Source organism: Microbacterium sp. NPDC079176 (assembly GCF_040686675.1).
Classification (GTDB): Bacteria; Actinomycetota; Actinomycetes; order Actinomycetales; family Microbacteriaceae; genus Microbacterium.
In genome coordinates this window covers 155,569-180,322 of record NZ_JBFBLM010000004.1, presented here as the reverse complement: position 1 = coordinate 180,322, position 24,754 = coordinate 155,569, and the positions used below count along the sequence as shown (strand labels likewise).

The window sequence follows — 24,754 nt, the reverse complement described above, 5'->3', positions numbered from 1 at the left end:
ACTCCTCCTGTCGGGGCGCCTTCGCCCATCGGCCCTCAGAGTACGCGGGGCCCCCGACACCCGCCAGAGGCTCTCGCCCGCAGCAGTCTGCGCTCGTCACTGACGCCCGATGGGGAGGAGATCTGCGATCGGGAGGGCGTCCTGCGCAGGAAGCACCTCCGGATCGCAGATCCCCTCCGGATCGCAGATGCCGTGCGGATCGCGCCCTCCTGGACCACGACCTCCGGATCGCAGATGCCCTCCGGATCGCAGGCTCAGGATGCCGGCAGCAGCGCCCCCTCGAAGAACGACGCCAGCTCGTCCGTCGCGTCGAGGGGCAGGATCGCGGCGACGTACTGATCGGGCCGCACCACGACGATGACACCGTCGCGCGACAGCTCCCGCGCCTCGAAGATGTCGGTCTCGGTCCACTTCGACGGGCCGGCCGCGTAGACCTTCTCCCAGTCGGTGAGCCCGAGCGGACCGGTCTTCGGCTGGAACAGCGCAGGCGCCGAGGTGACCTCGACCTCCTCGTGCGGCTGCTGGTAGATCGCCTTGACGTCGAAGACGGCATCGGTGTCGGCATCCGCAGGCGTGAACCGGGAGAGCACCGGAGCCGCCGACTCGGCCCACGCGTCGAGCGTCGCCGCATCGCGACCCGCGAACGCGTAGACGCGCCAGCGCCCGTCCGCCTTGGCGTGGTGCCCGAGATGGATCGCGTTGCCGTCGCCCACCCGCACGACCTCGGCCGACTTGAAGCGCTTGCCGAGGGGGAAGCCGCCCGCAAGTGCCTGATGTGCGTCCGAGCCGGTGATCATCGACGAGGTGTACTGCGTCATGAAGCCGGAGGGGAACTCCGCCGTCGCCAGGTAGTACGTCGCGAGGTCCGTGGGGTCGGTGATCTCCGACGGCTTGCGCGCCATCAGGGTCGACCACTCCCGATCGAAGTCGATGAGCTGCTGCGCGACCGGCCGACGCTCAGCACCGTAGGTCGCGAGCAGCGCCTCGGGCGCCCGACCGGTCAGTACCGATCCGAGCTTCCAGCCGAGGTTGAATCCGTCCTGCATCGACACGTTCATGCCCTGGCCGGCCTTCGCGCTGTGGGTGTGGCAGGCATCGCCCGTGAGGAACACGTGCGGCGTGCGACCCGACCCGTCGATCACGTCGTCGAACCCGTCGGTGACCCGGTGGCCGACCTCGTAGACGCTGTGCCACGCGACCTCCTTCACGTCCAGCGTGTAGGGGCTGAGGATCGCGTTCGCCTTGGCGATGATGTCCTCGATGGGCGTCTGCCGCACGCGGTGGTCGTCGTCCTCGGCGACCTCGCCGAGGTCGATGTACATCCGGCTGAGGTACCCGCCCTCCCGCGGGATGTGCAGGATGTTGCCCGCCTCCGAGTTGATCGCGCACTTGGTGCGCCAGTCGGGGAAGTCGGTGTTCACGAGGACGTCCATGACACCCCAGGCATGCGCAGCGCTGCCGCCGACGTGCGTGCGGCCGATCGCCTGGCGCACGCCGCTGCGTGCGCCGTCGCAGCCGACGACGTACTTCGCGCGGATCGTGCGCTCTTCGCCGGTCCGCTCACCTGCGACGTAGCGCAGGGAGACCTCGACCGGGTGCTCGCCCTCGTCGTGCACGGTGAGTCCGGCGAATTCGATGCCGTAGTCGGGCGCGATGCGGCCGGGACCGTTCGACGCCGCCTCGGCGAAGTAGTCGAGCACGCGTGCCTGGTTGACGATGAGGTGCGGGAACTCGCAGATGTCGTAGGCGTAGTCCGCCGTCCGCGACGTGCGGACGATCTCGTCGGGCTTCTCGGGATTCGGACCCCAGAAGTTCATCCAGCCGATGTTGTAGGCCTCGGCGATGATGCGCTCGGCGAATCCGAACGCCTGGAACGTCTCGACGCTGCGCGGCTGGATGCCGTCGGCCTGCCCGAGCACCAGACGACCCTCGCGCTTCTCGATGATGCGCGTGGAGATGTCGGGATACTGCGACATCTGCGCCGCGAGCAGCATGCCGGCGGGACCCGAGCCGACGATCAGCACATCGATCTCGTCGGGGAGGTCGGCGGGCCGGTCCGCGCCGAGCCCCGCGGCGTCCTTCACGCGGGGGTCTCCGGAGACATAGCCGTGGTGGTGGAACTGCATCGTCGTCGATTCCTTCCGGACTTCTCTGTCAGGTGTTGCCTTCGAACGGCGTGTGTTCTATATTCGAACACAACGTTCTACTATTGAACACAGCTTAGGGACGGTCGTCTCGAAACGCAAGGGAGCGCACGCATGCCCGAAGGCACTCCGGCCTCGCAGACCCTGAGTCGCGGCATCCGCATCCTGGAGGTTCTCGCCGATGCGCGGATCCCCCTGACGATCGACGAGATCGCCGCGCGACTCGACGTGCATCGCTCGGTGGCGTATCGCCTGCTGCGCACCTTGGAAGACCACCGACTCATCGGAAGGGACGCCTCAGGCGCCGTGACCCTGGGACCGCGCATGGCCGCGCTGGCGGCGGGCGTGGCTCACGATCTGCAGGCCGAGGCCATCCCCGAGCTGACCGCGATCGCCAACGAGCTCGGCATGACCTGCTTTCTCGGCGTGCTCGACGGCGATGACTGCATCACGCTCGCGAGCATCGAACCCCGCCACGCGATCGCGAGCGTCGCCCAGCGACCGGGCGCCAGGCACTCCGTCACGGTCGGAGCGCCCGGCAAGGCGATCCTCACGCAGCTCCCGGTGCCCCAGTGGCCCGGAGAACCGGGGGCGACACTGCGCGCAGAGGTCGACCGGGCTCGCGCCCGTGGGTATGCGACGAGCCACGACGAGGTCATCCCCACCGTGCAGTCCGTCGCCGTGCCCCTCGTGCTGCGCGGCCAGCGCCCCGCGGCGATCGCGGTCGTCCACGTCGCGACCGCCCTCGATGACGCCGAGATCGCGGACCGCCTGAGGCGCTCGGCATCCGCGATCCGCGACGCGCTCGACGGCTGAGCGCTCGGCGGCGGAGAACCGGACCGACGCTCTCCTGCACACGCACGAGCGCACGCCCGCCAGGCGGACGTGCGCTCGTGCGTGGATGCGGGTCAGGCCCTGGCGAGCCCGCGGATCGGGCTCACGGACTGCTCCTCCTCGTGATCCGGCCCCAGCGGGATGCCCGAGCGATCACGCAGCAGCAGCGTCGCCACAAGGCCGAGCAGCGTCATGCCGGCGAGGTACCACGTGACGGCCTGCGTCGAGCCGGTCGCCTGCACGATGGCGGTCGCGATGGTCGGCGCGAACGCACCGCCGGCGATGGCGCCGATCGCATACGAGATCGAGACGCCCGAGAAGCGGATGCTGGCGGGGAAGAGCTCGGTGTAGAGCGCCGCCTGCGGCCCGTAGGTGAAGCCGAGACCGATCGTGAGGATCGCGAGGCCGGCGAACAGCAGTCCGACCTGGCCGGTGTTCACGAGCGGGAAGAGCGTGAACACACCGACGAGCTGCATCACCCAGCCGATGATGTAGGTGGTGCGCCGACCGATGCGGTCCGACAGCCACCCGGCGATGAGCGTCGTGATGAGCCAGGTGACGGCCGAGCCGGTGACCGCCCACAGCACCGGTCCGCGCTCGAGACCGATCGGGCCCTCGGGGTTGGTGGCGTAGCCCTGGATGTATCCGCCGGTCGTCATGTACCCGACCGCGTTGTTGCCGGCGAAGACGAGGGCGGCGACGATGACGAGCAGGAGGTGCTTGCGGAACAGCTGCACGATCGGCATGCTCGCCTTCTCCTTGCGCTCGGCGAGCTCGATGAACACCGGGCTCTCCTCGACCTTGCGGCGCACGTAGTAGCCGACCAGGATCAGGACGACGCTGAGCAGGAACGGGATGCGCCAGCCCCACTGGATGAACTGGTCTCCGGGGGCGATCGCCGTCATCAGCGCCATCACTCCCGACGCGAGCAGCAGACCGAGCGGCACACCGATCTGGGGCGATGCGCCGAAGATCCCGCGCTTCTTCTTCGGGGCGTGCTCGACGGCCATCAGCACCGCACCGCCCCACTCGCCTCCGGCCGAGATGCCCTGCAGGATGCGCAGCAGCACCAGCAGGATGGGTGCGGCGATCCCGATCGCGTCGTAGGTCGGCAGGACTCCGATGAGCGCGGTCGCCGCTCCCATCAGGATCAGCGTCCACATGAGAACGGTCTTGCGCCCGAGCTTGTCGCCGTAGTGTCCCGCGAGGAACGCTCCGAGCGGGCGGAAGAGGAAGCTGACGCCGACGGTGGCGAAGGCGATCAACGCGCTGTTCGCGCCGAGCGGCTCGAAGAAGAGCTGCCCGAAGACCAGCCCGACCGCCGTGGCGTAGATGAAGAAGTCGTACCACTCGACCGTGGTGCCGACGACGGTGGCGAACACGACCCGGCGCCGATCGGCCGGTGTCGCGATGGTTCCGGTGGGTGTGAACCCAGCCTGTGACTGCCCGCTCATAGGGGTGTCTCCTTTGATTGTGACCGCATTGTCACGGCTCGCGTCCGAGGTGTGTCGAGTTGCTTGCCGAGGGGTGACACGATGATATATGATTTCGAATACGACGCACAAGGCGTCGACGTGAAGCGCGAGGAGGCGCCCCGTGACGGCATCCATGACCCGCCCCGGCAAGATCATCGCGATCCATCTGAGCTACGCCTCCCGTGCCGACCAGCGCGGCCGGCGCCCCGCAGCTCCCTCCTACTTCTTCAAGCCGGCGAGTTCCGTCGGTGTCTCCGGGGGCACGGTCGAGCGCCCGGCCGGCACCGAGCTGCTCGCCTTCGAGGGCGAGATCGCGCTCGTCATCGGCACCCCTGCCCGCCGCGTCTCGCTCGATGACGCGTGGAGCCATGTCGGCTGGGTCACCGCCTCGAACGACCTCGGCCTCTACGACCTGCGCGCCAACGACAAGGGATCCAACGTGCGATCCAAGGGCGGCGACGGCTACACGCCTCTCGGTCCCGAGCTGATCGACGCCCGCGCGGTCGACCCCGCGGCCCTGCGTGTCCGGGCCTGGGTCAACGGAGACCTGCGTCAGGACGACACCACCGCCGGCCTCATCTTCCCCCTCGCCCAGCTGGTCGCCGACCTCTCTCAGCACTTCACGCTCGAACCCGGCGACGTCATCCTCACCGGCACGCCGGCGGGTTCCTCCGTGATCGTCCCCGGCGATGTGGTCGAGATCGAGGTGGATGCTCCGGATGCCGAGGGCTCCCCCTCCTCGGGACGCCTGGTGACCACCGTCACGCAGGGCGATGTGCCCTTCGACGCCGAGGTCGGCTCGCTTCCCGCCGTCGACGACCTGCAGCGCACCGAGGCATGGGGCTCGCGCGAAGACGCGGGTCTGCCGCCTGAGGCCACGTCCGCGCTGTCCCCCGAGCTCCGCGCCAAGCTGATGGAAGCTCCGACAGCCGGCCTCTCGTCGCAGCTGCGCAAGCGCGGACACCACTCGTGCTTCATCGACGGCGTCTCTGCGAACCTCCCCGGCAGCAAGATCGTCGGCACAGCCAAGACGCTGCGCTTCGTGCCGTTCAGAGAAGACCTGTTCGCGAGCCATGGCGGCGGATACAACGCCCAGAAGCGGGCGTTCGATGCCGTCGGCGAGGGCGAGATCATCGTGATCGAAGCGCGCGGCGACGCGACCACCGGAACACTGGGCGACATCCTCGCGCTCCGCGCCCGCGCCCGCGGCGCCGCCGGAGTCGTGACCGACGGCGGTGTGCGCGACTTCGATGCGGTCGCCGAGATCGGCCTCCCGGTCTTCTCGCAGGGCGCTCATCCCTCGGTCCTCGGACGCAGGCACGTGCCGTGGGACTCCGACGTCACCATCTCGTGCGGCGGCGCCACGGTCCAGCCGGGCGACATCATCGTGGGCGACGGCGACGGCGTCATCGTGATCCCTCCCTCGCTCGCCGAGCAGGTCGCAGACGATGCTCTCGCGCAGGAGATCGAGGACGCGTGGATCGCCGAGCAGGTCGCCGCCGGACATCCGGTCGACGGCCTCTTCCCGCTCAACGCCGCGTGGCGGGAGAAGTACGAAGCCGCCACCGGCACCGGTGCCGGCTCATGACGACGGTGGCGAACTCCAGCAAGTCGGAGCAGGCGTACGCCTGGATCCGCTCACGGATCTCGGGACACGTCTTCGGCCCCGGTTACCGTCTGGTGCTGGGATCGTTGGCGGAAGAGCTCGGGATGAGCGTCGTGCCGGTGCGTGAAGCGATCCGCCGGCTCGAAGCCGAGGGCCTCGTGACGTTCGAGCGCAACGTGGGCGCGCGGGTGACCCTCGTCGACGAGAGCGAATACGCGCACACGATGCAGACGCTCGGGCTGGTCGAAGGCTCGGCCACCGCCCTCTCCGCTCCCTTCCTCGACGCCGAGGCGCTCGACGCCGCGGAGGCGGTGAACGAGCGGATGATCCAGATGCTCGGTCATCTCGACGCCCATGCGTTCACCGAGCTCAACAGGCAGTTCCATTCGCTGCTCTTCGAACCCTGCCCGAATCCGCACCTGCTCGACCTCGTGCACCGTGGCTGGGCGCGGCTGTCCGGCATCCGGGATTCGACCTTCGCCTACGTGCCCGGCCGGGCTCAGCACTCGGTCGAGGAGCACGCGCAGATCCTCGAGCTGATCCGAACGGGCGCCGACCCGCTCGAGATCGAGCTCGCCGCCCGCAATCACCGCCTGCGCACGAGGGACGCCTTCCTCGACGCGCTGCACACCCGTTCTCACCACAACTCAGGAGACGAGTCATGACCGATTCCCGCATCCCCGCAGACCTGCCCGACCACATCCAGCACTACATCGACGGAGCGTTCGTCGACTCCGTCGACGGTGACACGTTCGATGTGCTCGATCCGGTGACGAACAAGACCTACACGACCGCAGCCGCCGGCAAGAAGGCCGACATCGAGCTCGCCGTCGCCGCTGCCACGCGCGCGTTCGACGAGGGCCCCTGGCCTCGGATGCTGCCGCGGGAGCGCTCGCGGGTGCTGCACAGGATCGCCGACATCGTCGAGTCGCGGGATGCCCGCCTCGCCGAGCTCGAGTCGTACGACTCCGGCCTGCCGATCACCCAGGCGCTCGGCCAGGCCCGCCGCGCGGCCGAGAACTTCCGCTTCTTCGCCGACCTGATCGTCGCCCAGTCCGATGACGCCTTCAAGGTTCCCGGCAAGCAGATGAACTACGTCAACCGCAAGCCGATCGGCGTCGCCGGCCTCATCACGCCGTGGAACACGCCGTTCATGCTCGAGTCGTGGAAGCTCGGCCCCGCACTCGCGACCGGCAACACCGTGGTGCTCAAGCCCGCCGAGTTCACGCCGCTCTCCGCCTCGCTCTGGGCGGGCATCTTCGAGGAGGCCGGGCTGCCGCAGGGCGTGTTCAACCTCGTGAACGGCCTCGGCGAAGACGCCGGAGACGCCCTCGTGAAGCACCCCGACGTGCCGCTCATCTCGTTCACGGGCGAGAGCTCGACCGGACAGCTGATCTTCGGCAACGCCGCACCGTTCCTCAAGGGCCTGTCGATGGAGCTCGGCGGCAAGTCCCCCGCCGTCGTCTTCGCCGATGCCGATATCGAGGCGGCGGTCGACGCGACGATCTTCGGCGTGTTCTCCCTCAACGGCGAGCGCTGCACCGCCGGCTCCCGCATCCTCGTCGAGCGCTCCATCTACGAGGAGTTCGTCGAGCGCTACGCCGCCCAGGCGAAGCGCGTGAAGGTCGGCTACCCGCACGACCCGGCCACCGAGGTCGGCGCGCTCGTGCACCCCGAGCACTACGACAAGGTGATGAGCTACGTCGAGATCGGCAAGACCGAGGGCCGCCTCGTCGCCGGCGGCGGCCGCCCCGAGGGCTTCGACGAGGGCAACTTCGTCGCGCCGACGGTGTTCGCCGACGTCTCCCCCGATGCCCGCATCTTCCAGGAGGAGATCTTCGGCCCCGTCGTCGCCATCACCCCGTTCGACTCCGACGACGAGGCGCTCTCGCTCGCGAACAACACGAAGTACGGCTTGGCCGCCTACATCTGGACGAACGACCTGAAGCGCGCCCACAACTTCGCGCAGTCCGTGGAGGCGGGCATGGTGTGGCTGAACAGCAACAACGTGCGCGACCTGCGCACCCCCTTCGGCGGCGTCAAGGCTTCGGGCCTGGGCCACGAGGGCGGCTACCGCTCGATCGACTTCTACACCGACCAGCAGAGCGTGCACATCACGCTCGGCGGCGCGCACAACCCGACCTTCGGCAAGAACTGAGCAAGGACCCGACATGACCGACAAGACTGCGAAGACGCTGACCTCCTCGGGCTACTACGTGAGCCAGGAGGCTCCGATCGAGACCGCCAACCCGATCGCGACGCCCGAGAGCACTCCCCCGGACGTGCTGCGCTGCGCCTACATGGAGCTGGTCGTCACCGACCTCGCGGCCTCGCGGGTGTTCTACGTCGACGTCCTGGGGCTGTATGTCACCGAAGAGGACGACGAGGCGATCTACCTCCGCTCGACCGAGGAGTTCATCCACCACAACCTCGTGCTGCGCAAGGGGCCGATCGCCGCTGTCGCCGCGTTCTCCTACCGCGTGCGCTCGGCTGAGGATCTCGACCTCGCCGTGGCGTTCTACACCGAGCTCGGCTGCGACGTGCGCCGCAACCCGGAGGGCTTCGTCAAGGGCGTCGGCGACTCGGTGCGCGTGGTCGACCCGCTGGGCTTCCCCATCGAGTTCTTCCACCAGTCCGACCACGTCGAGCGCATGTCGTGGCGCTACGACCTGCACATCCCGGGCGAGCTCGTTCGACTCGACCACTTCAACCAGGTCACCCCCGACGTGCCCCGTGCCGTGAAGTTCATGCAGGATCTGGGCTTCCGCGTCACGGAGGACATCCAGGACGATGAGGGCACCGTGTATGCGGCATGGATGCGTCGCAAGCCCACCGTGCACGACACCGCGATGACCGGCGGCGACGGTCCGCGCATGCACCACGTCTGCTTCGCGACGCACGAGAAGCACAACATCTTGGCGATCTGCGACAAGCTCGGAGCCCTCCGCCGCTCCGACGCGATCGAGCGCGGCCCGGGCCGTCACGGCGTCTCGAACGCGTTCTACCTCTACCTCCGCGACCCCGACGGTCACCGTGTCGAGGTCTACACGCAGGACTACTACACGGGCGACCCCGACAACCCCGTCATCACCTGGGATGTGCACGACAACCAGCGCCGTGACTGGTGGGGCAACCCGGTCGTCCCGTCCTGGTACACCGAGGCCTCGCTCGTGCTCGACCTCGACGGCAACCCCCAGCCCGTCGTCGCCCGCACCGACGACTCCGAGATGGCCGTCACGATCGGCGCCGACGGCTTCTCATACACGCGACCCGGCGACGACGAGGCCATGCCGGAGTACAAGCAGGGCGAGTACAAGCTCGGCCACCAGCTCTGATCGATTCATCCGCAGGTTCGCACGCAGGTTCGCACACAGAGGAGAGACGGATGCTGTCACCTGACATCGTCGCGCAGATCGCCGGAGAGCTCGCCGAGGCCGACCGGACCCACTCCGTGATCCCCCGGATCACCGCCCGGTACCCGGACGCGACGGTCGAGGATTCATACGCGATCCAGGGGGTCTGGCGCGACTCGCAGATCGCCGCGGGACGCCGTCTCGTCGGACGCAAGATCGGATTGACGTCGAAGGCGATGCAGCAGGCCACCGGCATCACCGAGCCCGACTACGGGGTGATGTTCGACGACACCGTCTACGAGTCGGGTGCCGAGATCCCGGTCGACCACTTCTCGAACGTGCGGATCGAGGTCGAGCTCGCGTTCGTGCTCAAGCATCCGCTCGAGGGGCCCGACTGCACGCTCGACGACGCCCTCGCCGCGATCGACTACGCCGTGCCGGCGCTCGAGGTGCTGAACTCGCACATCGAGCTCGAGGGCAGGACGATCGTCGACACGATCAGCGACAACGCCGCCTACGGGGCCATGGTCCTCGGCGATGTGCACAGGCGCCCGGACGAGATCGACCTGCGATGGGTGCCCGGCGTGCTCTCGCGCAACGGCGAGATCGAGGAGACCGGAGTCGCCGCCGGCGTGCTGGGCCACCCCGCCACCGGCGTCGCCTGGCTCGCGAACAAGTTCCACCAGCACGGCGCGCGTCTCGAGGCCGGCGAGGTCATCCTGGCAGGATCGTTCACACGCCCGATGTGGGTGTCTCGCGGCGATCAGGTGCTGTGCGACTACGGACCGATGGGAACGATCGAATGCCGCTTCATCTGAGCCCCTCCTTCCGCGAGCATCTCGCCGCCTCCGATCGCCCGCTCATCGGGATGTGGGCGTGCTCCGGCAGTTCTATCGTCACCGAGGTGGCTGCGGGCTCGGGCCTCGACTGGCTGCTGATCGACATGGAGCACTCGGCCAACACGCTCGAGTCCACGCTGCTGCAGCTGCAGGTCGTCGCCGCCTATCCGATCACCCCGGTGGTGCGCGTGCCGTCCAACGACACCGTGGCGATCAAACAGGTCCTCGACCTCGGAGCACAGAACCTCATCGTCCCGATGGTCTCGTCGGCCGAGGAGGCACGCGCGGCCGTCTCGGCGACCCGCTATCCGCCAGAGGGCGTCCGAGGAGTCGGAAGCGCGCTCGCCCGCAGCGCGCGCTGGAACCGGGTCGACGGCTACCTGCGCGACTCGGCGCGGCACACCTCCCTCACCGTGCAGATCGAGACGGTCGCCGGGGTGGAGGCCGCCTCCGAGATCGTGGCGGTCGAAGGCGTGGACGCCGTGTTCGTGGGCCCGTCCGACCTCTCCGCGTCGATGGGACTGCTCGGCCAGCAGACGCATCCGGATGTCGTCGCCGCCGTCGAGCAGGTGTTCGCCGCGGTCGCGGCCGCAGGCACGCCCGTCGGCGTGAACGCCTTCGATCCCTCCGCCGCCGATGCGTACACCGCCGCCGGCGCGGACTTCGTGGCGGTCGGTGCCGACGTGGCGATGCTGGCACGCGCATCCGAGGCTCTGGCCGCCCGCTTCATCCCGGCATCCGACGACACGACCCGCGCCAGCTACTGACGCCTGCCGCTGCCCTCGAGTGGCAGGATTGACGGATGCAGAGCAGCGACGAGCCGTCATGATCCGCGCCCTCGCAGCGATGCAGGACCGAGGATTCCGCTGGTTCTTCCTCGCCCGCGCCATCACTCTGATCGCAGGGTCGATGTCGTCGATCGCGCTGGCCTTCGCCGTGCTCGAGATCGACAACGACGCACGCTCGCTCTCCCTGGTCCTGGCCGCCTTCACCGTCAGCAACATCGTCTTCCTGCTCTTCGGCGGCGTGATCGCCGACCGGCTGCCTCGCGCGCTGATCATCCAGTCCTGCTACGTCATCGACATCCTGACGGTGGGCACGATGGCCGCCCTCCTGTTCAGCGGCACAGCCACGGTTCCCCTGCTCGCTCTGCTGTCGGTGGTGAACGGTGCGTCCACCGCGTTCGTCCTCCCCGCCATGCAGGGGATCATCCCGCAGCTGACCTCCCCCGAGCACCTGCAGCAGGCCAACGCGATGCTGTCGTTCGTGCGCTCGGCGACCACGATCGGCGGCCCGATCATCGCGGGCATCGTCGTGGCCGCGGCCGGCCCCGCCTGGGCCATGGTCGTTCAGGCGATCGGCTGGGTCATCGCGATCCCCGTCCTGGCGATGGTCCGGCTGCCTCCGCCTGATCATGCGGGCGGAACCACGATGTTCCACGACCTCAGGATCGGGTGGCAGGAGTTCTGGAGTCGCACGTGGCTGTGGGTCATCGTTCTCGCCTTCATGGTCATGAACGCGATCCACATCGGCGCGTGGGGCGTCGTCGGTCCGTACATCGCCAAGAACGACGAACGGCTCGGCATCGCCGGCTGGGGGTGGGTCGTCAGCGCCGAAGGCGTCGGCATCCTGCTCATGACCCTCGTCCTGATGTGGTTCCCGCTGAAACGCCCCCTGCGCTACGGCATGATCGGCATGGCCGCGTTCGCGATCCCGCTCACCGTCCTCGGCGTGCACCCCGCGGTGGTGCTGCTCGCCATCGCCGCCTTCCTCGCCGGCGCCGGGGCCGAGGTGTTCAGCACCGGGTGGAACCTCGCGATGATGGAGAACATCCCGGGCGACAAGCTGTCCCGCGTGTCGAGCTACGACATGCTCGGCAGCTTCGTCGTGATGCCGATCGGCACCCTCGTCTACGGCTGGCTGATCACCCGCAGCGATGTCGAGACGGTGCTGGTCACCTCGGGGATCCTCTATGCCGTGCTCGCCGCCGTGACACTGGTGGTACCGAGTGTCTGGCGGATGGGCCGCCCCTCCGATGCAGTGTCCCCGCGCTCGGAGTTGGCGGATTCATAGCAATCCGGGCGAGACTGTGGGCATGACCTTCGCCGCGCTCCAGCCGCTCGCAGACCGTGCCGCACTGTTCTCCGCCCTCCGTCAGGACTCCCTGGCCACCGCCCTCGAGGACCTCGGTGACAATCGATGGGATGCCGACATGGCGGCGGGCACCCTCACCTTCACCTCGAACGCCGATGCCACGCGCCGGCTCGTGGCCCGCGCCCACCTCGTCGCGACGATCGCCCCCGGCCCCCGCTCGCTGCTCTGGGCGTGGGCGCACCCGCAGGGCGACCCTGCCGGCATCGCCGGCCAGCTGCGCGATTACGGCAGGGAGCACGGCATCCCGGAGCTGAGCGAGCAGGAGCTCCCCTTCCCCGCGGACGCCACCGGCGACGCCGACTGGATCACCGCAGCCGCCCACACGGTCGGCGCGGTCGCGGTCGAGCTCACCGGTCGAGCGCCCTACTACCTCGCGCCGGTCGGCGGGGGCACGTACGCCGTCTTCCTGCTCGATGCGCCGCTCCCCGCCCTGACCGTCGCCGCAGCCTCCATCGCCCTTCCGCGGATCCTCTCGGGCCTGGCTCTGCCTGATGCCCGGACGGCGGTCTGGGACGCCGCCCGTCTCGCCGGGTGGAACCTCACGTGGACCGACGAGGCGTTCTCGGGGGCCACGGTCGCCGACGGCACCGGCACTGCGACCTTCCGCTTCGACGAGCAGGCTCGCATCACGAACATCGAGAGCAGCCTGCACCCCCAGGGCTGAGCTCTGATGACGCCGGCGCGTCAGCGACCCATCCGCTGGCGCGCCGTCTTCATGCCCGGCCCCACGGGGACGTGCGCGGTCGCCGCCGCGAGTCCGAATGCCGGCATGTCGACGTAGACGGCCTCCAGATCCGCTGTCGGCACCTGATAGGTCTCATGCCACACGCCGACACTCCCCGTTCCCTGCAGCGTGCGCATGAAGTCGCGCCAGGGCTGCAGATGGGGTGCGTCGCGGTCGGCGGCGAACCGCTGCAGATGCTCCGGACTCTCCCAGTACGACAGCAGGATCGTCGTGCGACCGAACCAGCTGTGCACTCCGAGCATCCCCGCCTCCGGGTGCGTCGCGAGATGCTGCAGCATCGGGGGCATCTTGCTGGCCGTGCGCCACACCCTGCCGAGCTGCCACCACCGATTGGCTCGCATCCCGATCAGGAAGACCGTCACATCCGATCGTTCCGGAGCGGCCGTGAACCTGCCGGGGAAGACGTGCTGAGTCATGCGCTCTCCTTGGAACATCGTTACGTAACTGCGTTATGCAACAACGTTACGATAAGATCGATCCCATGGCAAGACCTCCCCTGTACGACGACGCCCTGCGCGACCGCCTGCTCGACGCGACGGCCGAGATGGTCGACGACAAGGGCCCGGAGCGGATCAGTCTCCGCGACATCACACAGACCGCGGGCACCTCGACCTCAGCGGTCTACGCGCTGTTCGGTGGGAAGACCGAACTGCTCGTCGCGGTCATCGAGCACGGCTTCGCGTCGTTCGGCGAGGCGCAGGCCACGGCCGAACCGGAAGGGCTCCGCGCACTCGGATTCGCGTATCGGACGTGGGCGATGGAGAATCCCGCGCTCTACCGCCTCATGTTCGGCGGCGGAGTGGCGACCGAGGACTGCCGCCCCGATGACGCGACCATGAGCACGGCGATGGCGCCGCTCGTGCGCGCGCTCGCGGCCCGCGTCGACGAACCGCAGGTCATGGCCGCCGCTCTCACCGTCTGGGCGCAGGTGCATGGAGCCGTGAGCCTCGAACTCGCCGGGGTCACTCCCCCGCTCGTCCCGTGGGACTCCGTCTACGGCACCGTGGTCGATGCGGTCGAACGCGCGTTTCCCGCGCGCTGATCCCCACCAGGCTCCGCACGGAGATGCCGCGGCATCCGAGAGTGTGTGGAATTCTGGTCAGATGAAGAACGGAATCGTCCGGTTCGCCGCGCTCTACGTGTTCAACGTCGCGGTGCTGCTGCTCATCGGCCTGTTGTCGTCGGGGGTCTCTGTCGGGTTCACCGCGCTGTGGGCGGCCGTCATCCTGACGCTCGCAGCGCTCTTCGTGAAGCCGCTGCTCACCGCGGCGTTCCGCAACGCGGCGGCGAAGTCCGCGGCCGATCGCACGAGGACCGGCGAGAAGGTCGTCCAGTACGTCCTCGTCTATCTCGTCGAGCTGCTCATCTGGGTGGCCGTCGTCTGGCTGAGCGGCGTCCGAGCCTCGGGCTTCTGGAGCTACGCGCTCCCGCCGCTCTTCCTGCTGTTCGGCTGGATGATCTACGACCAGGTCGACGACAGGCTGCGGGCGAAGGCCGGCGAGCTGTACGACGCCGTGCAGGGCAAGGTGTCGCGCCGCAAGCCGGCGCCCGCAGCCTCCACGCCCGCCCCGGAGACGACCGCCGCCGCGGAGGCGCGGGAGGAGCTCCACGACGGTCTGACCCCGGAGCAGCGGCGGATGCTCGACGAGCTGGGCTGAACGCAGACGGTCCCGATCCCGGGCCTCACCCCGATCCGCAGGCGGATCGGAAGGGGAAGTCCACGGATCGGGACCGACGATGCAGATCGAGACCGGCGACGGTCAGACCAGGCGTTCCGCCGCTTCGACGACGTTGGTCATGAGCAGGGCGACGGTCATCGGACCGACTCCGCCCGGGTTCGGCGACACCCAGCCCGCGACCTCGGCGACATCCGGGTGCACGTCTCCGAAGACGAGGTTCTTGCCCGTCTCGGGGTCGGTCTCGCGTGTCACGCCGACGTCGAGCACGGCGGCGCCCGGCTTGACGTCCTCGGCGCGGATGAGGTGCTTGACGCCCGCGGCGGCGACGATGACGTCGGCCTCCCGCAGGTACCGCGGCATGTCGACCGTGCCGGTGTGCGTGAGCGTGACCGTGGCGTTCAGGTCGCGTCGCGTCAGCAGCAGGCCGATCGAGCGACCGATCGTCACACCTCGTCCGACGACCACGACGTGCTTGCCGGCGAAGTCGTAGCCGTTGCGCAGCAGCAGCTCGATGACACCGCGCGGCGTGCACGGCAGCGGGGTGTGGATCGGGTTGTTGACGTTGAGCACGAGTCGACCGAGGTTGGTCGGGTGCAGTCCGTCCGCATCCTTCGCCGGGTCGATCCGCTCGAGGATCGCGTCCGTGTCGATGTGCTTCGGCAGCGGCAGCTGCACGATGTATCCGTGGCAGTCCGGATCGGCGTTGAGCTCGTCGATCAGCGCCTCGACGTCGGCCTGGGTGGCATCGGCCGGCAGCTCGCGTTGGATCGAGTTCATCCCGATCGCCTCGGACTGACGGTGCTTCATACCGACGTAGAGCTGAGATGCCGGGTCGGCTCCGACGAGAACGGTCGCGATGCCGGGCACCACGCCCTTCGCCTTCAGCGCGGCGACCCGTTCGGTGAGCTCGGCCTTGATCGCGGCCGACGCCGCCTTGCCGTCGAGGATCTTCGCGGTCACTGCTGCAGGTCCGGGTAGAGCGGGAAGCCTGCGGCGAGCGCATCGACACGCGCACGGAGCGCCTCGACGTCGGCGCCGGGGAGCAGCGCGAGTGCGATCACGTCGGCGACCTCAGTGAACTCGGCGTCGCCGAAGCCGCGGGTGGCGAGTGCCGGCGTCCCGATGCGCAGACCCGAGGTGACCATCGGCGGGCGCGGGTCGTTCGGCACCGCATTGCGGTTGACGGTGATGTGGATGTCGTGCAGCAGGTCCTCGGCCTGCTTGCCGTCGATCGCGGCGTCACGCAGGTCGACGAGCACCAGGTGCACGTCGGTGCCGCCGGAGCGCACTCCGATGCCGGCATCCTTCACATCCTGCTGCGAGAGACGCTCGGCGAGGATGGACGCTCCGCGCAGCGTGCGCTCCTGGCGCTCCTTGAACTCCGGGGTGCCCGCGAGCTTGAACGCCGTCGCCTTCGCGGCGATCACGTGCATCAGGGGGCCTCCCTGCTGCCCCGGGAACACAGCCGTGTTGAGCTTCTTCGCGAGGTCGGCGTCGTTCGTCAGGATGAAGCCCGAACGGGGGCCGCCGATCGTCTTGTGCACGGTCGACGAGACGACGTGCGCGTGCGGCACCGGGTTCGGGTGGAGGCCGGCGGCGACGAGGCCGGCGAAGTGCGCCATGTCGACCCAGAGCAGCGCGCCGACCTCGTCGGCGATCGCACGGAAGGCGGCGAAGTCGAGCGTGCGCGGGTATGCCGACCAGCCGGCGATGATGACCTTCGGCTTGTGCTCGAGGGCGAGGCGACGCACCTCGTCCATGTCGATGGTCGAGGTCTCGGGGTCGACGCCGTAGGCGACGATGTCGTACAGGCGGCCGGAGAAGTTGATCTTCATGCCGTGAGTGAGGTGACCGCCCTGGTCGAGGGCGAGGCCGAGCAGCGTGTCGCCGGGCCGAGCGATCGCGTGCAGCACGGCGGCGTTCGCGGATGCTCCCGAGTGCGGCTGGACGTTGGCGAACTCCGCGCCGAACAGGTCCTTGGCGCGCTGGATCGCGAGCTCCTCCGCGACGTCGACCTCTTCGCAGCCGCCGTAGTAACGACGGCCGGGGTATCCCTCGGCGTACTTGTTCGTCAGCACCGAGCCCTGGGACTGGAGCACGGAGACGGGCACGAAGTTCTCGGATGCGATCATCTCGAGGAACGTCTGCTGCCGTGCGAGCTCTCGGTCGAGGACCTGTGCGATCTCGGGGTCGACCTCGGAGAGTGGGGCGTTGAAGTAACGGTCGGTCATGACATGCTCCTCTGACAACGGATTCGAAGGGTGTACCTATCGGCCCAGGCGCGCGGTCGAATTCCGTGGTCAGTCGCTCCCCGGTGGTAGTCCACCCAGACGCCAGTCGCGACGTGAGAAAGCATAGCGGATTTCCCTGTGCTGCCGACTCTGCGCACGGTAGGTTTTGTTCATGGTCCTTCCCCATTCCATGCCCCTTGTTCCTCTTCCCGCTTCCTCCATCGCCGTGGATGGTCGGCTGCCCGTCTCCGACGGCTTGCGAGTCATCGGCGACTCCCCCGCGGCGGCCCAGCTCATCGACGCCGTCGCGCGCCGCAGCGGCATCCGGCTGTCGCACTCGACGGACAGCGACGGCGCCGGCGACGGCGTCGCGTCGACGATCGTCCTGCGGATCGACCCCACCACGGCGCCCGAAGGATACGGGCTCACAGTCGGCGACTCCGTCGAGATCGTGGGCGGCGACGAGGCCGGACTCTTCTACGGCATGCAGACGCTGCTGCAACTGCTCCGCGAGGACGACGAGGGATGGGCGTTCCTGCGCGCCGAGATCACCGACGCGCCACGATTCGCACGTCGCGGCGTCATGCTCGACGTCACGCGTCACTTCTTCGACGTCGATGAGGTCAAGAAGTTCATCGACAGCACCAGTGCCCTGAAGTTCAATCACCTGCACCTGCACCTCAGCGACGACCAGGGCTGGCGCATCCAGATCGACTCGTGGCCGAAGCTCACCGAGCTCGCCTCGTCGACGGCCTCCCTCGGCGACCCCGGCGGCTTCTACACGAAGGACGACTATCGCGAGATCGTCGCGTACGCCGCTGAGCGGCACATGGTCGTGATCCCTGAGATCGACCTCCCCGGTCACACGCACGCCATCGGCGTCGCGTATCCGGAGCTCGTCGAGGATCCGGTCATGAACGACAGCCTGATCGCCGAATCGGCGCGCCTGGGGCAGCCGCTCCCCGTCGCAGGCGAGCCCTATCTCGGGTGGGGCGTCGGGCACTCGAGCGTCCGCATCCATGAAGAGCGCACCTACGAGTTCGTCCGTGACGTCGTGCGCGAGCTCGCCGAGATGACCCCGGGTCCGTACATCCACATCGGCGGCGACGAGTCTCTCGGCACCCCGCAGGCGGACTTCGATCTGTTCGTCGAGCGCGCCACCGCGATCGTGTTCGAGGAGGGCAAGATCCCCGTCGCCTGGCACGAGGTGGGCGCAGCGAAGGACATCGCCGAGGGGACGATCGGCCAGTACTGGGGCAAGACGACGCCCGAGGGATCGCACGCTGAGGAGGCGGCGCACTTCGTCGAGCGCGGCGGGGCGCTCATCATGTCGACCGCCGACGTCGCCTACCTCGACATGAAGTACACCGAGGATTTTCCGCTCGGACTCACCTGGGCCGCGATCATCGATGTCCGCAGGGCGTACGAGTGGGAGCCGACCGCTGTGCTCGACGTCCCGGAGTCCGCGATCCTCGGCATCGAGGCTCCGCTGTGGAGCGAGACCACCCGCACCCTGAGCGAGGTCGAGCAGCTGGTCTTTCCGCGGGCCGCCGCTCAGGCGGAGGTCGCGTGGTCACCGCGCGACGCCGACGGCCGGGACTGGGAGTCGTTCCGCGGGCGACTCGGCGCACTCGCCCCGCTGTGGAAGGCTGAGGGCGTGGACTTCCACCCCGCAGACGAGATCCCCTGGAGCGAGCGATGACATCCGTTTCGACAGCGACGGGATCGGTCGTCATCCACTCGGCCCGACTGATCGACCACGGCGTCGAGGTCGCGGACGCCTGGGTTCGCATGGAACACGGGCGGGTCGCCGCTCTCGGCACCGGCCAGACGTGGGCCCCCGCCGATGAGGTCGTCGACGCGACCGTCGTCGCCGGGCCGGATGCCGTGCTCACACCCGGATTCATCGACATCCACTGCCACGGCGGCGCCGGAGCGTCGTTCGACGACGGGCCGGAGGCGATCCGCTCGGCTCGCGCTCTGCACCGCGCTCATGGCACGACACGATCGGTGATCTCCCTCGTCACCGCCCCCGTCGACGCCCTCGCTCGACGCGTGGCGCAGATCGCCGACCTGATGGAGTCGGATGCCGACATCCTGGGTTCGCATCTGGAAGGGCCGTTCCTCGACCCGGCGCACCACGGAGCTCACGAGCCGTCGCTGCTGCGCACTCCGACACGAGACGACGTCGCCCGCCTGCTCGACGCCGGCCGCGGGACGATCCGGCAGGTGACGATCGCACCGGAGCTCCCCGGCGGTCTCGAGGCGATCCGGATGATCGTGGACGCCGGCGCTGTCGCAGCGGTGGGACACACGAGTGCGGATGCCGCGACTGCGGACGCGGCATTCGAGACCGGCGCCTCCGTGCTGACCCACGCCTTCAACGCCATGCCCGGAATCCATCACCGAGCGCCGGGGCCGGTACTGGCGGCGGCGGCCGACCGCCGCGTCGTGCTCGAGGTGATCGCCGACGACATCCACCTCGACCCGCACGTGGTCAAGCTCGTGTTCGACTCGGCACCCGGTCGCGTCGCACTCATCACGGATGCCATGGCGGCTGCCGGCAGCGCCGACGGGCACTACGACCTGGGTGCGGTGAGCGTGACGGTCCTCGACGGCATCGCGCGCGCGGACGACACGGGATCGATCGCGGGGTCGACGCTCACCCTCGACGTGGCGCTGCGCAGGGCGACCGCGGCGGGCGCACCTCTCACGGAAGCCGTCCGGGCGCTCACCGAGACACCGGCGGGAGCGATCGGATACGGCGACCGGATCGGTCGCCTGGCGGTCGGGTTCGTCGCTGACGCGGTGCTGCTGAACGCACAGCTGCAGGTCGCTCGCGTGTGGGTCGGCGACCGGCCGTAGCCCGGTGCGGGTGAGGGGCCGCCGTTCCCCAGATCGGCGACCCCGTCACAATTCCCCCCACGTTGCGAGAGCTGGCGGGCCGAGCGCTCCTCCCCCGAGGTGCCCGACCCACCATGCCGGTGCACTTACCCCTTGCACCAGCGCCTGAGCTCCGCCCCCCGGTGGAGCCCCATGGCTGTCTCTAGTGATGAGACGACGTCGACGCCGATTCATTACGCGATTTCTCAGATCTTTTTTCACGGTTCTTCCGCGCGCCCGACTGATCTGCCCGTGATCAGGTCTTTATTCGCCCCCGGTCTTCTGCGAGCACTTTTCGAGAAGGGGTGGCAAGCCTGAGAGATAGGAGAGAGAATGGAGATGACGCGTGATGAAAATGGGGTTCACGCGTCTCTTCATGTGGAGGCGCACTCGCGCTCCACGACAGATGGATGACAGTGGATCAGGACAGCACTTCACACGAGGAAACGATCGCCGACGCCGATCTCGTCCTGCGCACCCGCTCGGGTGACGCGGCGGCCTTCGGCGAACTGTGGAGGCGGCACTATCCCTCCGGCATGTCGGTCGCGCGATCTATCACGTCGTCGATCGACCCCGACGACCTCGTGCAGGAGTCCTACACCCGCATCTATCAGGCGATCATCAAGGGCGGCGGACCGAACGGATCGTTCCGCGCCTACCTGTTCACGAGCATCCGCAACACCGCCGCCGCGTGGGGCCGCTCTCGACGCGAGTCCGCCATCGACGAGCTCGACTCCGTCGCCGATCCCGACAGCACAGACCAGGCCGCCAACGAGGCCCTCGATCGCAGCCTGACTGCGCAGGCGTTCCGCAGCCTGCCCTCCCGCTGGCAGGAAGTGCTCTGGTACACAGAGATCGAGCAGATGAAGCCGCAGGAGGCCGCGACCCTGCTCGGCATGAAGTCCGGCGCCGTCTCGCAGCTGGCTTTCAGAGCGCGTGAAGGACTTCGCGAAGCGTGGATCCAGGCTCACCTCCGCAGCGCGGCCGAAGGTTCCGACTGCCGGTGGACCATCGAGCACCTGGGTGCCTACTCGCGCGGCAACCTCAGCACGCGAGACCACAACCGTCTCGAGCAGCACCTCGACCAGTGCGCACGCTGCATGATCGTCGCGGCTGAGGCGAAGGACGTCTCCAAGCGGCTGGCCCTCGTGCTGCTGCCGCTCGTCCTCGGAGTCACGGGTTCCGCAGGCTACCTCGCCACCCTCCAGGGTGGCGGTACGCCCATCGTCGCGCTCGCGGCCATGCCCTCGGGGATCACCGAGGGAGCTGTCGTGGCTGCGGGAGGCGGAACAGCCGCCGCCGGATCGTCGAGCGGCACCGGTGGAGCCGGCGCGACCGGCGCAGGCACAGCGACCGGTGGCGGAGCCGGTGGCACGGCGACCGGAGGCATCTTCAGCGGAGTCGGTGCGCTCGTCAGCGCAGGATCGGCGGCCCTCGTGGTCGCCGGCGTCGTGGCGGCCGCCACAATCATCCCGAGCCTCACGGGCGCGACGCCCGCGGCATCGATGCCGAGTGCGGGCGACAGCGATTCCTCGTCGATCAGTGCAGACGTCGGGCCCGACGAGTCGATGTCCGACGACAAGACGCCGATCGTCGATGAAGCGGAGACCGAGCCCGAGCCCGTCACCCCGCCCGTCGAAGCACCCGTCACCCCCCAGCCCGCTGAGGACATCGCGCCGGCGATCGTCTCACCCCCGGCCCCGACCGAGTCGACCGCGCCGGCACTGCCCGAGTCCACGTCCCCTCCCGTGGACGAAGAGCCTGACGACGAGAACCCCGACGGCGAGAACCCCGATGGCGAGGTCCCGGGCGAGAACCCCGGAGAGACCCCCGGAGAAACCCCCGGCGGCGAAACCCCCGGCGAGAACCCCGGAGAAACCCCCGGCGGCGAAACCCCCGGCGAGAACCCCGGAGAAACCCCCGGCGGCGAAACCCCCGGCGAGAACCCCGGAGAAACCCCCGGCGGCGAAACCCCCGGCGAGAACCCCACGGAACCGGCCGCGCCGACGACTCCGATCGAAGTGAGCCTCGCGAGCATCTGCCTCGACGCACGCGCTGTCACCTATGTGACCGTGAATGTGTCCGGCGAACCGGGCGCGGACATCGAAGCGCTGCTCGGCGGACGCCGCGGCGGCGTCGACGGCACATCGCTGAGTGACGCAGGGACCGGCACGATCGAGTTGCGCCCCGGTCTCGTCCAGATTCTCCTCGGCGCGCCCCTCGAGGTCCACTACGTGACGGCGTCCGGTCCGATGCTGCCGACGACCACGAGCCTCTCGGCTCTCGGGGTGACCCTCGGTTCCGTGGCCCTCGCTCCCTCGTGCGGAGGGCCGGCTGCGGATCCCGCCGAGACGGTACCCTCCGAGCCGACTCCGGACGACGCTATCGCGCCGATCCCCGAGCCGACGGACGAGGCAGCACCCGCTGCCCCGACCGAGTCCCCGGACGCCGAGGCGTCCCCTGAGACGCCGGCACCCGAGACGGAGGCCCCGGCCGCTCCCGTCGAGACCGCTCCTCCGGCAGAGCCCGTGACCGAGGACCAGACCGCCCTTCCGGCAGAGCCGGCCCCCGCTGACGACACCGCGCCCGCCGACCAGACCGCGCCGGTCGACCAGGTGGCCGCAGACGAGGCCGCGCCCGCGCTCTGACCCGCCATCGGCGGCGAATAGACTGGATCCATGTCCCAGGATCCCGCCTCCGTTCCCGGCGTCGACCGCCCCACCATCACCGCTCTCGACGTCGTCCGATCGGTCGTCCTGATCGTCGCAGTGGGCACCCTCGCCCTGTGGGGATTCGCCACCTGGCCCTTCCCGTACAACGTCATCCTCGGCATCGGGGCTCCGGTCGTCGTGATCCTGATCTGGGCGCTCTTCCTCTCGCCGCGACCCGTCCTGCGACTGCATCCGTTCCTTCGCGTCGTCGTCGAGCTGCTGATCTACGTCGGCGTCACGATCGCGTGGTGGCTGATGGACCAGCCCCTCATCGGCATCGCGTTCGCCGTGGTCGCCGTCGGCGCCGGCGTCGTGAGCGGCCGGCGTCGCATCCGATGAGCGCCCTCGACCTGCTCGTCGCCGCGCTCGGCGACATCGTCGACACCGATGCGACGGTCCTCGAAGAAGCCCGCGCCGACAGATCCGGGCATGCGGCGCCCGGGCGGCCGCTCGCGGTCGTGCACGCCGAGACGGTCGCGCACGTCCAGACGGTGATGCGCATCGCGACCGAGACGGCGACCCCTGTCGTGGTGCGTGGCGCCGGCACCGGTCTCGCCGGCGCGGCGAACGGCGGCGATGGCGAGATCGTGCTGTCCACTCGCCGGATGACCGCGATCCACGAGATCCGGGCCGACGACCTGCTTGCCGTCGTCGAACCCGGAATCCTCAACGCCGACCTCAACGACGTACTCGCGGAGCACGGACTCTGGTGGGCGCCGGATCCTGCGAGCCGTGCGATCTCGACGGTCGGCGGCAACATCGCCACCGGAGCGGGTGGGCTGCTCTGTGCGAAGTACGGCGTCGTGCGAGACGCGGTCCTCGGTGTCGACCTGGTTCTCGCCGACGGCCGACTGCTGCACCTCGGCCACCGCAGCGTCAAAGGCGTGACAGGACTCGACCTCACCTCGCTCGTGATCGGCTCCGAGGGCACGCTGGGCGTGGTCGTCGGCGCCACCCTCAAGCTGCGCCGACTGGTCGAGGGAACGACCTGCACCGTGACGGCCGTCTTCCCCGATGTGCGTGCCGCAGCGTCCGCCTCGGCCGCGGTCACCGCCTCGGGTGCGCAGCCGGCGATCATGGAGCTGATGGACTCCGCGAGCCTCGCCGCCGTCGCAGCCCTGCTCGACCTTCCCTCGCCCGTGGCCGGGAGCGCCCAGCTGACGATCCAGACCGATGGTCCGGCGGCAGTGGCCGAGGCGACGATGATCTCCGACATCCTGACGGCTCATCAGGGTGTGACCGAGGTCTCCCATGACCGCGAAGAAGGAGAGCGCCTCCTGGCCATCCGGCGTGCCATGCACCCCGCCATGTCGGCGCTCGGCACGACCCTCATCGAAGACGTGTCGGTGCCGCGCAGCGCCATGCCCGCCATGTTCGACGAGATCGCCCGCATCGAGAAGGCCTACTCGATGGCGATCCCCACGGTCGCTCACGCGGGCGACGGCAACCTGCATCCGAACTTCATCTTCGAGGGCGCAGAGCCTCCCGCTGAGGTCTGGGCGGCGGCGGACGAGCTGTTCCGGGCCGCGATCGCGCTCGGCGGCACGCTGACTGGAGAGCACGGCATCGGAACGCTGAAGAGCCGCTGGTTGGCCGACGAGCTCGGAGACGACCAGTGGGAGCTGCAGCGTCAGATCACTCGGGTGTTCGATCCGCTGGGAATCCTCAACCCCGGCAAGGTCTTCGCGCCCGATGCCTGACATCCACGTCAGCGCCGCGGTCATCGTCGATGACGCCGGCAGGGTGCTCGTCGTGCGCAAGCAGGGCACGACGCGCTTCATGCAGCCCGGCGGCAAGCCCGAGCCCGGGGAGACCCCGTCGCAGACGCTGATCCGCGAGCTGCACGAAGAGCTCGGCCTTCGCCTGGATGAGGTCGATCTGGAGCCGCTCGGCACGTTCGTCTCCGAGGCGGCCAACGAGCCCGGTCACCGAGTCGTGGCCGACGCGTTCTCGGTGTCCATCGCCGCGGCGGAGGTCGTCGTCCAGGCGGAGCTCGCCGAGCTGCGATGGATCACACCCGCGGATGCCGAGACGCTGCCGCTGGCGCCGCTCAGCATCGAGCACCTGCTGCCGCTGGCGTGGCCGACGACTCGCCCCTGA

22 protein-coding genes and 1 riboswitch are annotated in these 24,754 nt (G+C 69.1%); of the genes, 17 read left to right on the top strand and 5 right to left on the bottom strand.

Annotation, left to right across the window (positions count from 1 at the left end):
- Window positions 1–254: 254 nt before the first annotated feature.
- A complete protein-coding gene (locus tag AB0P11_RS11295) occupies window positions 255–2,126 on the bottom strand; it encodes an FAD-dependent monooxygenase (RefSeq protein WP_072590903.1) in 1,872 nt (623 codons plus the stop codon).
- Between the two features lie 132 nt (window positions 2,127–2,258).
- Here AB0P11_RS11295 and AB0P11_RS11290 point away from each other — a divergent pair, with 132 nt between their 5' ends.
- A complete protein-coding gene (locus AB0P11_RS11290) occupies window positions 2,259–2,960 on the top strand; it encodes an IclR family transcriptional regulator (RefSeq protein WP_363522002.1) in 702 nt (233 codons plus the stop codon).
- Between the two features lie 92 nt (window positions 2,961–3,052).
- Here AB0P11_RS11290 and AB0P11_RS11285 read toward each other — a convergent pair whose 3' ends face one another.
- Window positions 3,053–4,432 carry an MFS transporter gene (locus AB0P11_RS11285; RefSeq protein WP_053095414.1) on the bottom strand — a complete coding sequence of 460 codons (1,380 nt, stop codon included), beginning with the start codon at window positions 4,430–4,432 and terminating at the stop codon, window positions 3,053–3,055.
- A 154-nt stretch (window positions 4,433–4,586) separates the two neighbouring features.
- On the opposite strand from AB0P11_RS11285, the gene AB0P11_RS11280 reads away from it, so the two are divergent.
- Genes AB0P11_RS11280 through AB0P11_RS11245 form a run of 8 tightly spaced genes read left to right on the top strand, consistent with a single transcriptional unit; the run spans window position 4,587 to window position 13,069 of the window.
- The gene (locus tag AB0P11_RS11280) at window positions 4,587–6,041 is read left to right on the top strand and encodes a fumarylacetoacetate hydrolase family protein (protein WP_320491365.1); all 1,455 of its coding nucleotides are present in this window, start codon (window positions 4,587–4,589) and stop codon (window positions 6,039–6,041) included.
- Entirely contained in the window at window positions 6,038–6,724 is a 687-nt protein-coding gene (locus tag AB0P11_RS11275; RefSeq protein WP_053095412.1) for a GntR family transcriptional regulator, read from the top strand. The genes AB0P11_RS11280 and AB0P11_RS11275 overlap by 4 nt, the downstream gene beginning before the upstream one ends.
- Complete coding sequence (gene hpaE / locus AB0P11_RS11270) at window positions 6,721–8,217, top strand: 5-carboxymethyl-2-hydroxymuconate semialdehyde dehydrogenase (protein ID WP_053095411.1); 1,497 nt, start codon at window positions 6,721–6,723, stop codon at window positions 8,215–8,217. Before AB0P11_RS11275 ends, hpaE begins: the two co-directional genes overlap by 4 nt.
- Window positions 8,218–8,230: 13 nt before the next feature.
- A complete protein-coding gene (gene hpaD / locus AB0P11_RS11265; protein ID WP_053095410.1) occupies window positions 8,231–9,394 on the top strand; it encodes a 3,4-dihydroxyphenylacetate 2,3-dioxygenase in 1,164 nt (387 codons plus the stop codon).
- Window positions 9,395–9,444: 50 nt separating this feature from the next.
- Window positions 9,445–10,230 (top strand): fumarylacetoacetate hydrolase family protein, encoded by a 786-nt coding sequence (locus AB0P11_RS11260; protein ID WP_295102880.1) that lies wholly within the window; start codon window positions 9,445–9,447, stop codon window positions 10,228–10,230.
- Window positions 10,215–11,018, top strand: coding sequence for an HpcH/HpaI aldolase/citrate lyase family protein (locus tag AB0P11_RS11255; RefSeq protein WP_363521998.1), 804 nt, complete (start codon window positions 10,215–10,217; stop codon window positions 11,016–11,018). Before AB0P11_RS11260 ends, AB0P11_RS11255 begins: the two co-directional genes overlap by 16 nt.
- Before the next feature lie 58 nt (window positions 11,019–11,076).
- Window positions 11,077–12,324: an MFS transporter gene (locus tag AB0P11_RS11250; protein WP_363521996.1), complete on the top strand. Its 1,248-nt coding sequence runs from the start codon at window positions 11,077–11,079 to the stop codon at window positions 12,322–12,324.
- Window positions 12,325–12,346: 22 nt separating this feature from the next.
- Window positions 12,347–13,069: a DUF6882 domain-containing protein gene (locus tag AB0P11_RS11245; protein ID WP_187250108.1), complete on the top strand. Its 723-nt coding sequence runs from the start codon at window positions 12,347–12,349 to the stop codon at window positions 13,067–13,069.
- 20 nt (window positions 13,070–13,089) lie between these two features.
- Here the strand turns inward: AB0P11_RS11245 and AB0P11_RS11240 are convergent, their stop codons facing one another.
- Entirely contained in the window at window positions 13,090–13,566 is a 477-nt protein-coding gene (locus AB0P11_RS11240; RefSeq protein ID WP_056277414.1) for a DUF4188 domain-containing protein, read from the bottom strand.
- Window positions 13,567–13,631: 65 nt separating this feature from the next.
- Between AB0P11_RS11240 and AB0P11_RS11235 the strand changes: the two genes are divergently transcribed.
- Window positions 13,632–14,192, top strand: coding sequence for a TetR/AcrR family transcriptional regulator (locus tag AB0P11_RS11235; protein WP_363521994.1), 561 nt, complete (start codon window positions 13,632–13,634; stop codon window positions 14,190–14,192).
- Between the two features lie 61 nt (window positions 14,193–14,253).
- Window positions 14,254–14,808 (top strand): hypothetical protein, encoded by a 555-nt coding sequence (locus AB0P11_RS11230; protein WP_056277411.1) that lies wholly within the window; start codon window positions 14,254–14,256, stop codon window positions 14,806–14,808.
- Between the two features lie 102 nt (window positions 14,809–14,910).
- Here AB0P11_RS11230 and AB0P11_RS11225 read toward each other — a convergent pair whose 3' ends face one another.
- A complete protein-coding gene (locus tag AB0P11_RS11225; protein ID WP_056277410.1) occupies window positions 14,911–15,789 on the bottom strand; it encodes a bifunctional methylenetetrahydrofolate dehydrogenase/methenyltetrahydrofolate cyclohydrolase in 879 nt (292 codons plus the stop codon).
- On the bottom strand, window positions 15,786–17,060 hold the full coding sequence (gene glyA / locus AB0P11_RS11220) for a serine hydroxymethyltransferase (protein WP_053095402.1): 1,275 nt from the start codon (window positions 17,058–17,060) through the stop codon (window positions 15,786–15,788). The genes AB0P11_RS11225 and glyA overlap by 4 nt, the downstream gene beginning before the upstream one ends.
- A 35-nt stretch (window positions 17,061–17,095) precedes the next feature.
- Window positions 17,096–17,180, bottom strand: a riboswitch (ZMP/ZTP riboswitch).
- Between the two features lie 52 nt (window positions 17,181–17,232).
- On the opposite strand from glyA, the gene AB0P11_RS11215 reads away from it, so the two are divergent.
- From AB0P11_RS11215 to AB0P11_RS11190, 6 genes are all read left to right on the top strand, one after another.
- Window positions 17,233–18,762: a family 20 glycosylhydrolase gene (locus AB0P11_RS11215; protein ID WP_363521991.1), complete on the top strand. Its 1,530-nt coding sequence runs from the start codon at window positions 17,233–17,235 to the stop codon at window positions 18,760–18,762.
- Window positions 18,759–19,925, top strand: a complete 1,167-nt coding sequence (gene nagA, locus AB0P11_RS11210) for an N-acetylglucosamine-6-phosphate deacetylase (RefSeq protein WP_053095400.1) — start codon at window positions 18,759–18,761, stop codon at window positions 19,923–19,925. Before AB0P11_RS11215 ends, nagA begins: the two co-directional genes overlap by 4 nt.
- Window positions 19,926–20,353: 428 nt before the next feature.
- A complete protein-coding gene (locus tag AB0P11_RS11205) occupies window positions 20,354–22,591 on the top strand; it encodes a sigma-70 family RNA polymerase sigma factor (protein WP_363521989.1) in 2,238 nt (745 codons plus the stop codon).
- 30 nt (window positions 22,592–22,621) lie between these two features.
- On the top strand, window positions 22,622–22,993 hold the full coding sequence (locus tag AB0P11_RS11200) for a YrdB family protein (protein WP_053095398.1): 372 nt from the start codon (window positions 22,622–22,624) through the stop codon (window positions 22,991–22,993).
- Complete coding sequence (locus AB0P11_RS11195) at window positions 22,990–24,354, top strand: FAD-linked oxidase C-terminal domain-containing protein (protein WP_363521987.1); 1,365 nt, start codon at window positions 22,990–22,992, stop codon at window positions 24,352–24,354. Before AB0P11_RS11200 ends, AB0P11_RS11195 begins: the two co-directional genes overlap by 4 nt.
- Window positions 24,347–24,754 (top strand): NUDIX domain-containing protein, encoded by a 408-nt coding sequence (locus AB0P11_RS11190; RefSeq protein ID WP_363521985.1) that lies wholly within the window; start codon window positions 24,347–24,349, stop codon window positions 24,752–24,754. The genes AB0P11_RS11195 and AB0P11_RS11190 overlap by 8 nt, the downstream gene beginning before the upstream one ends.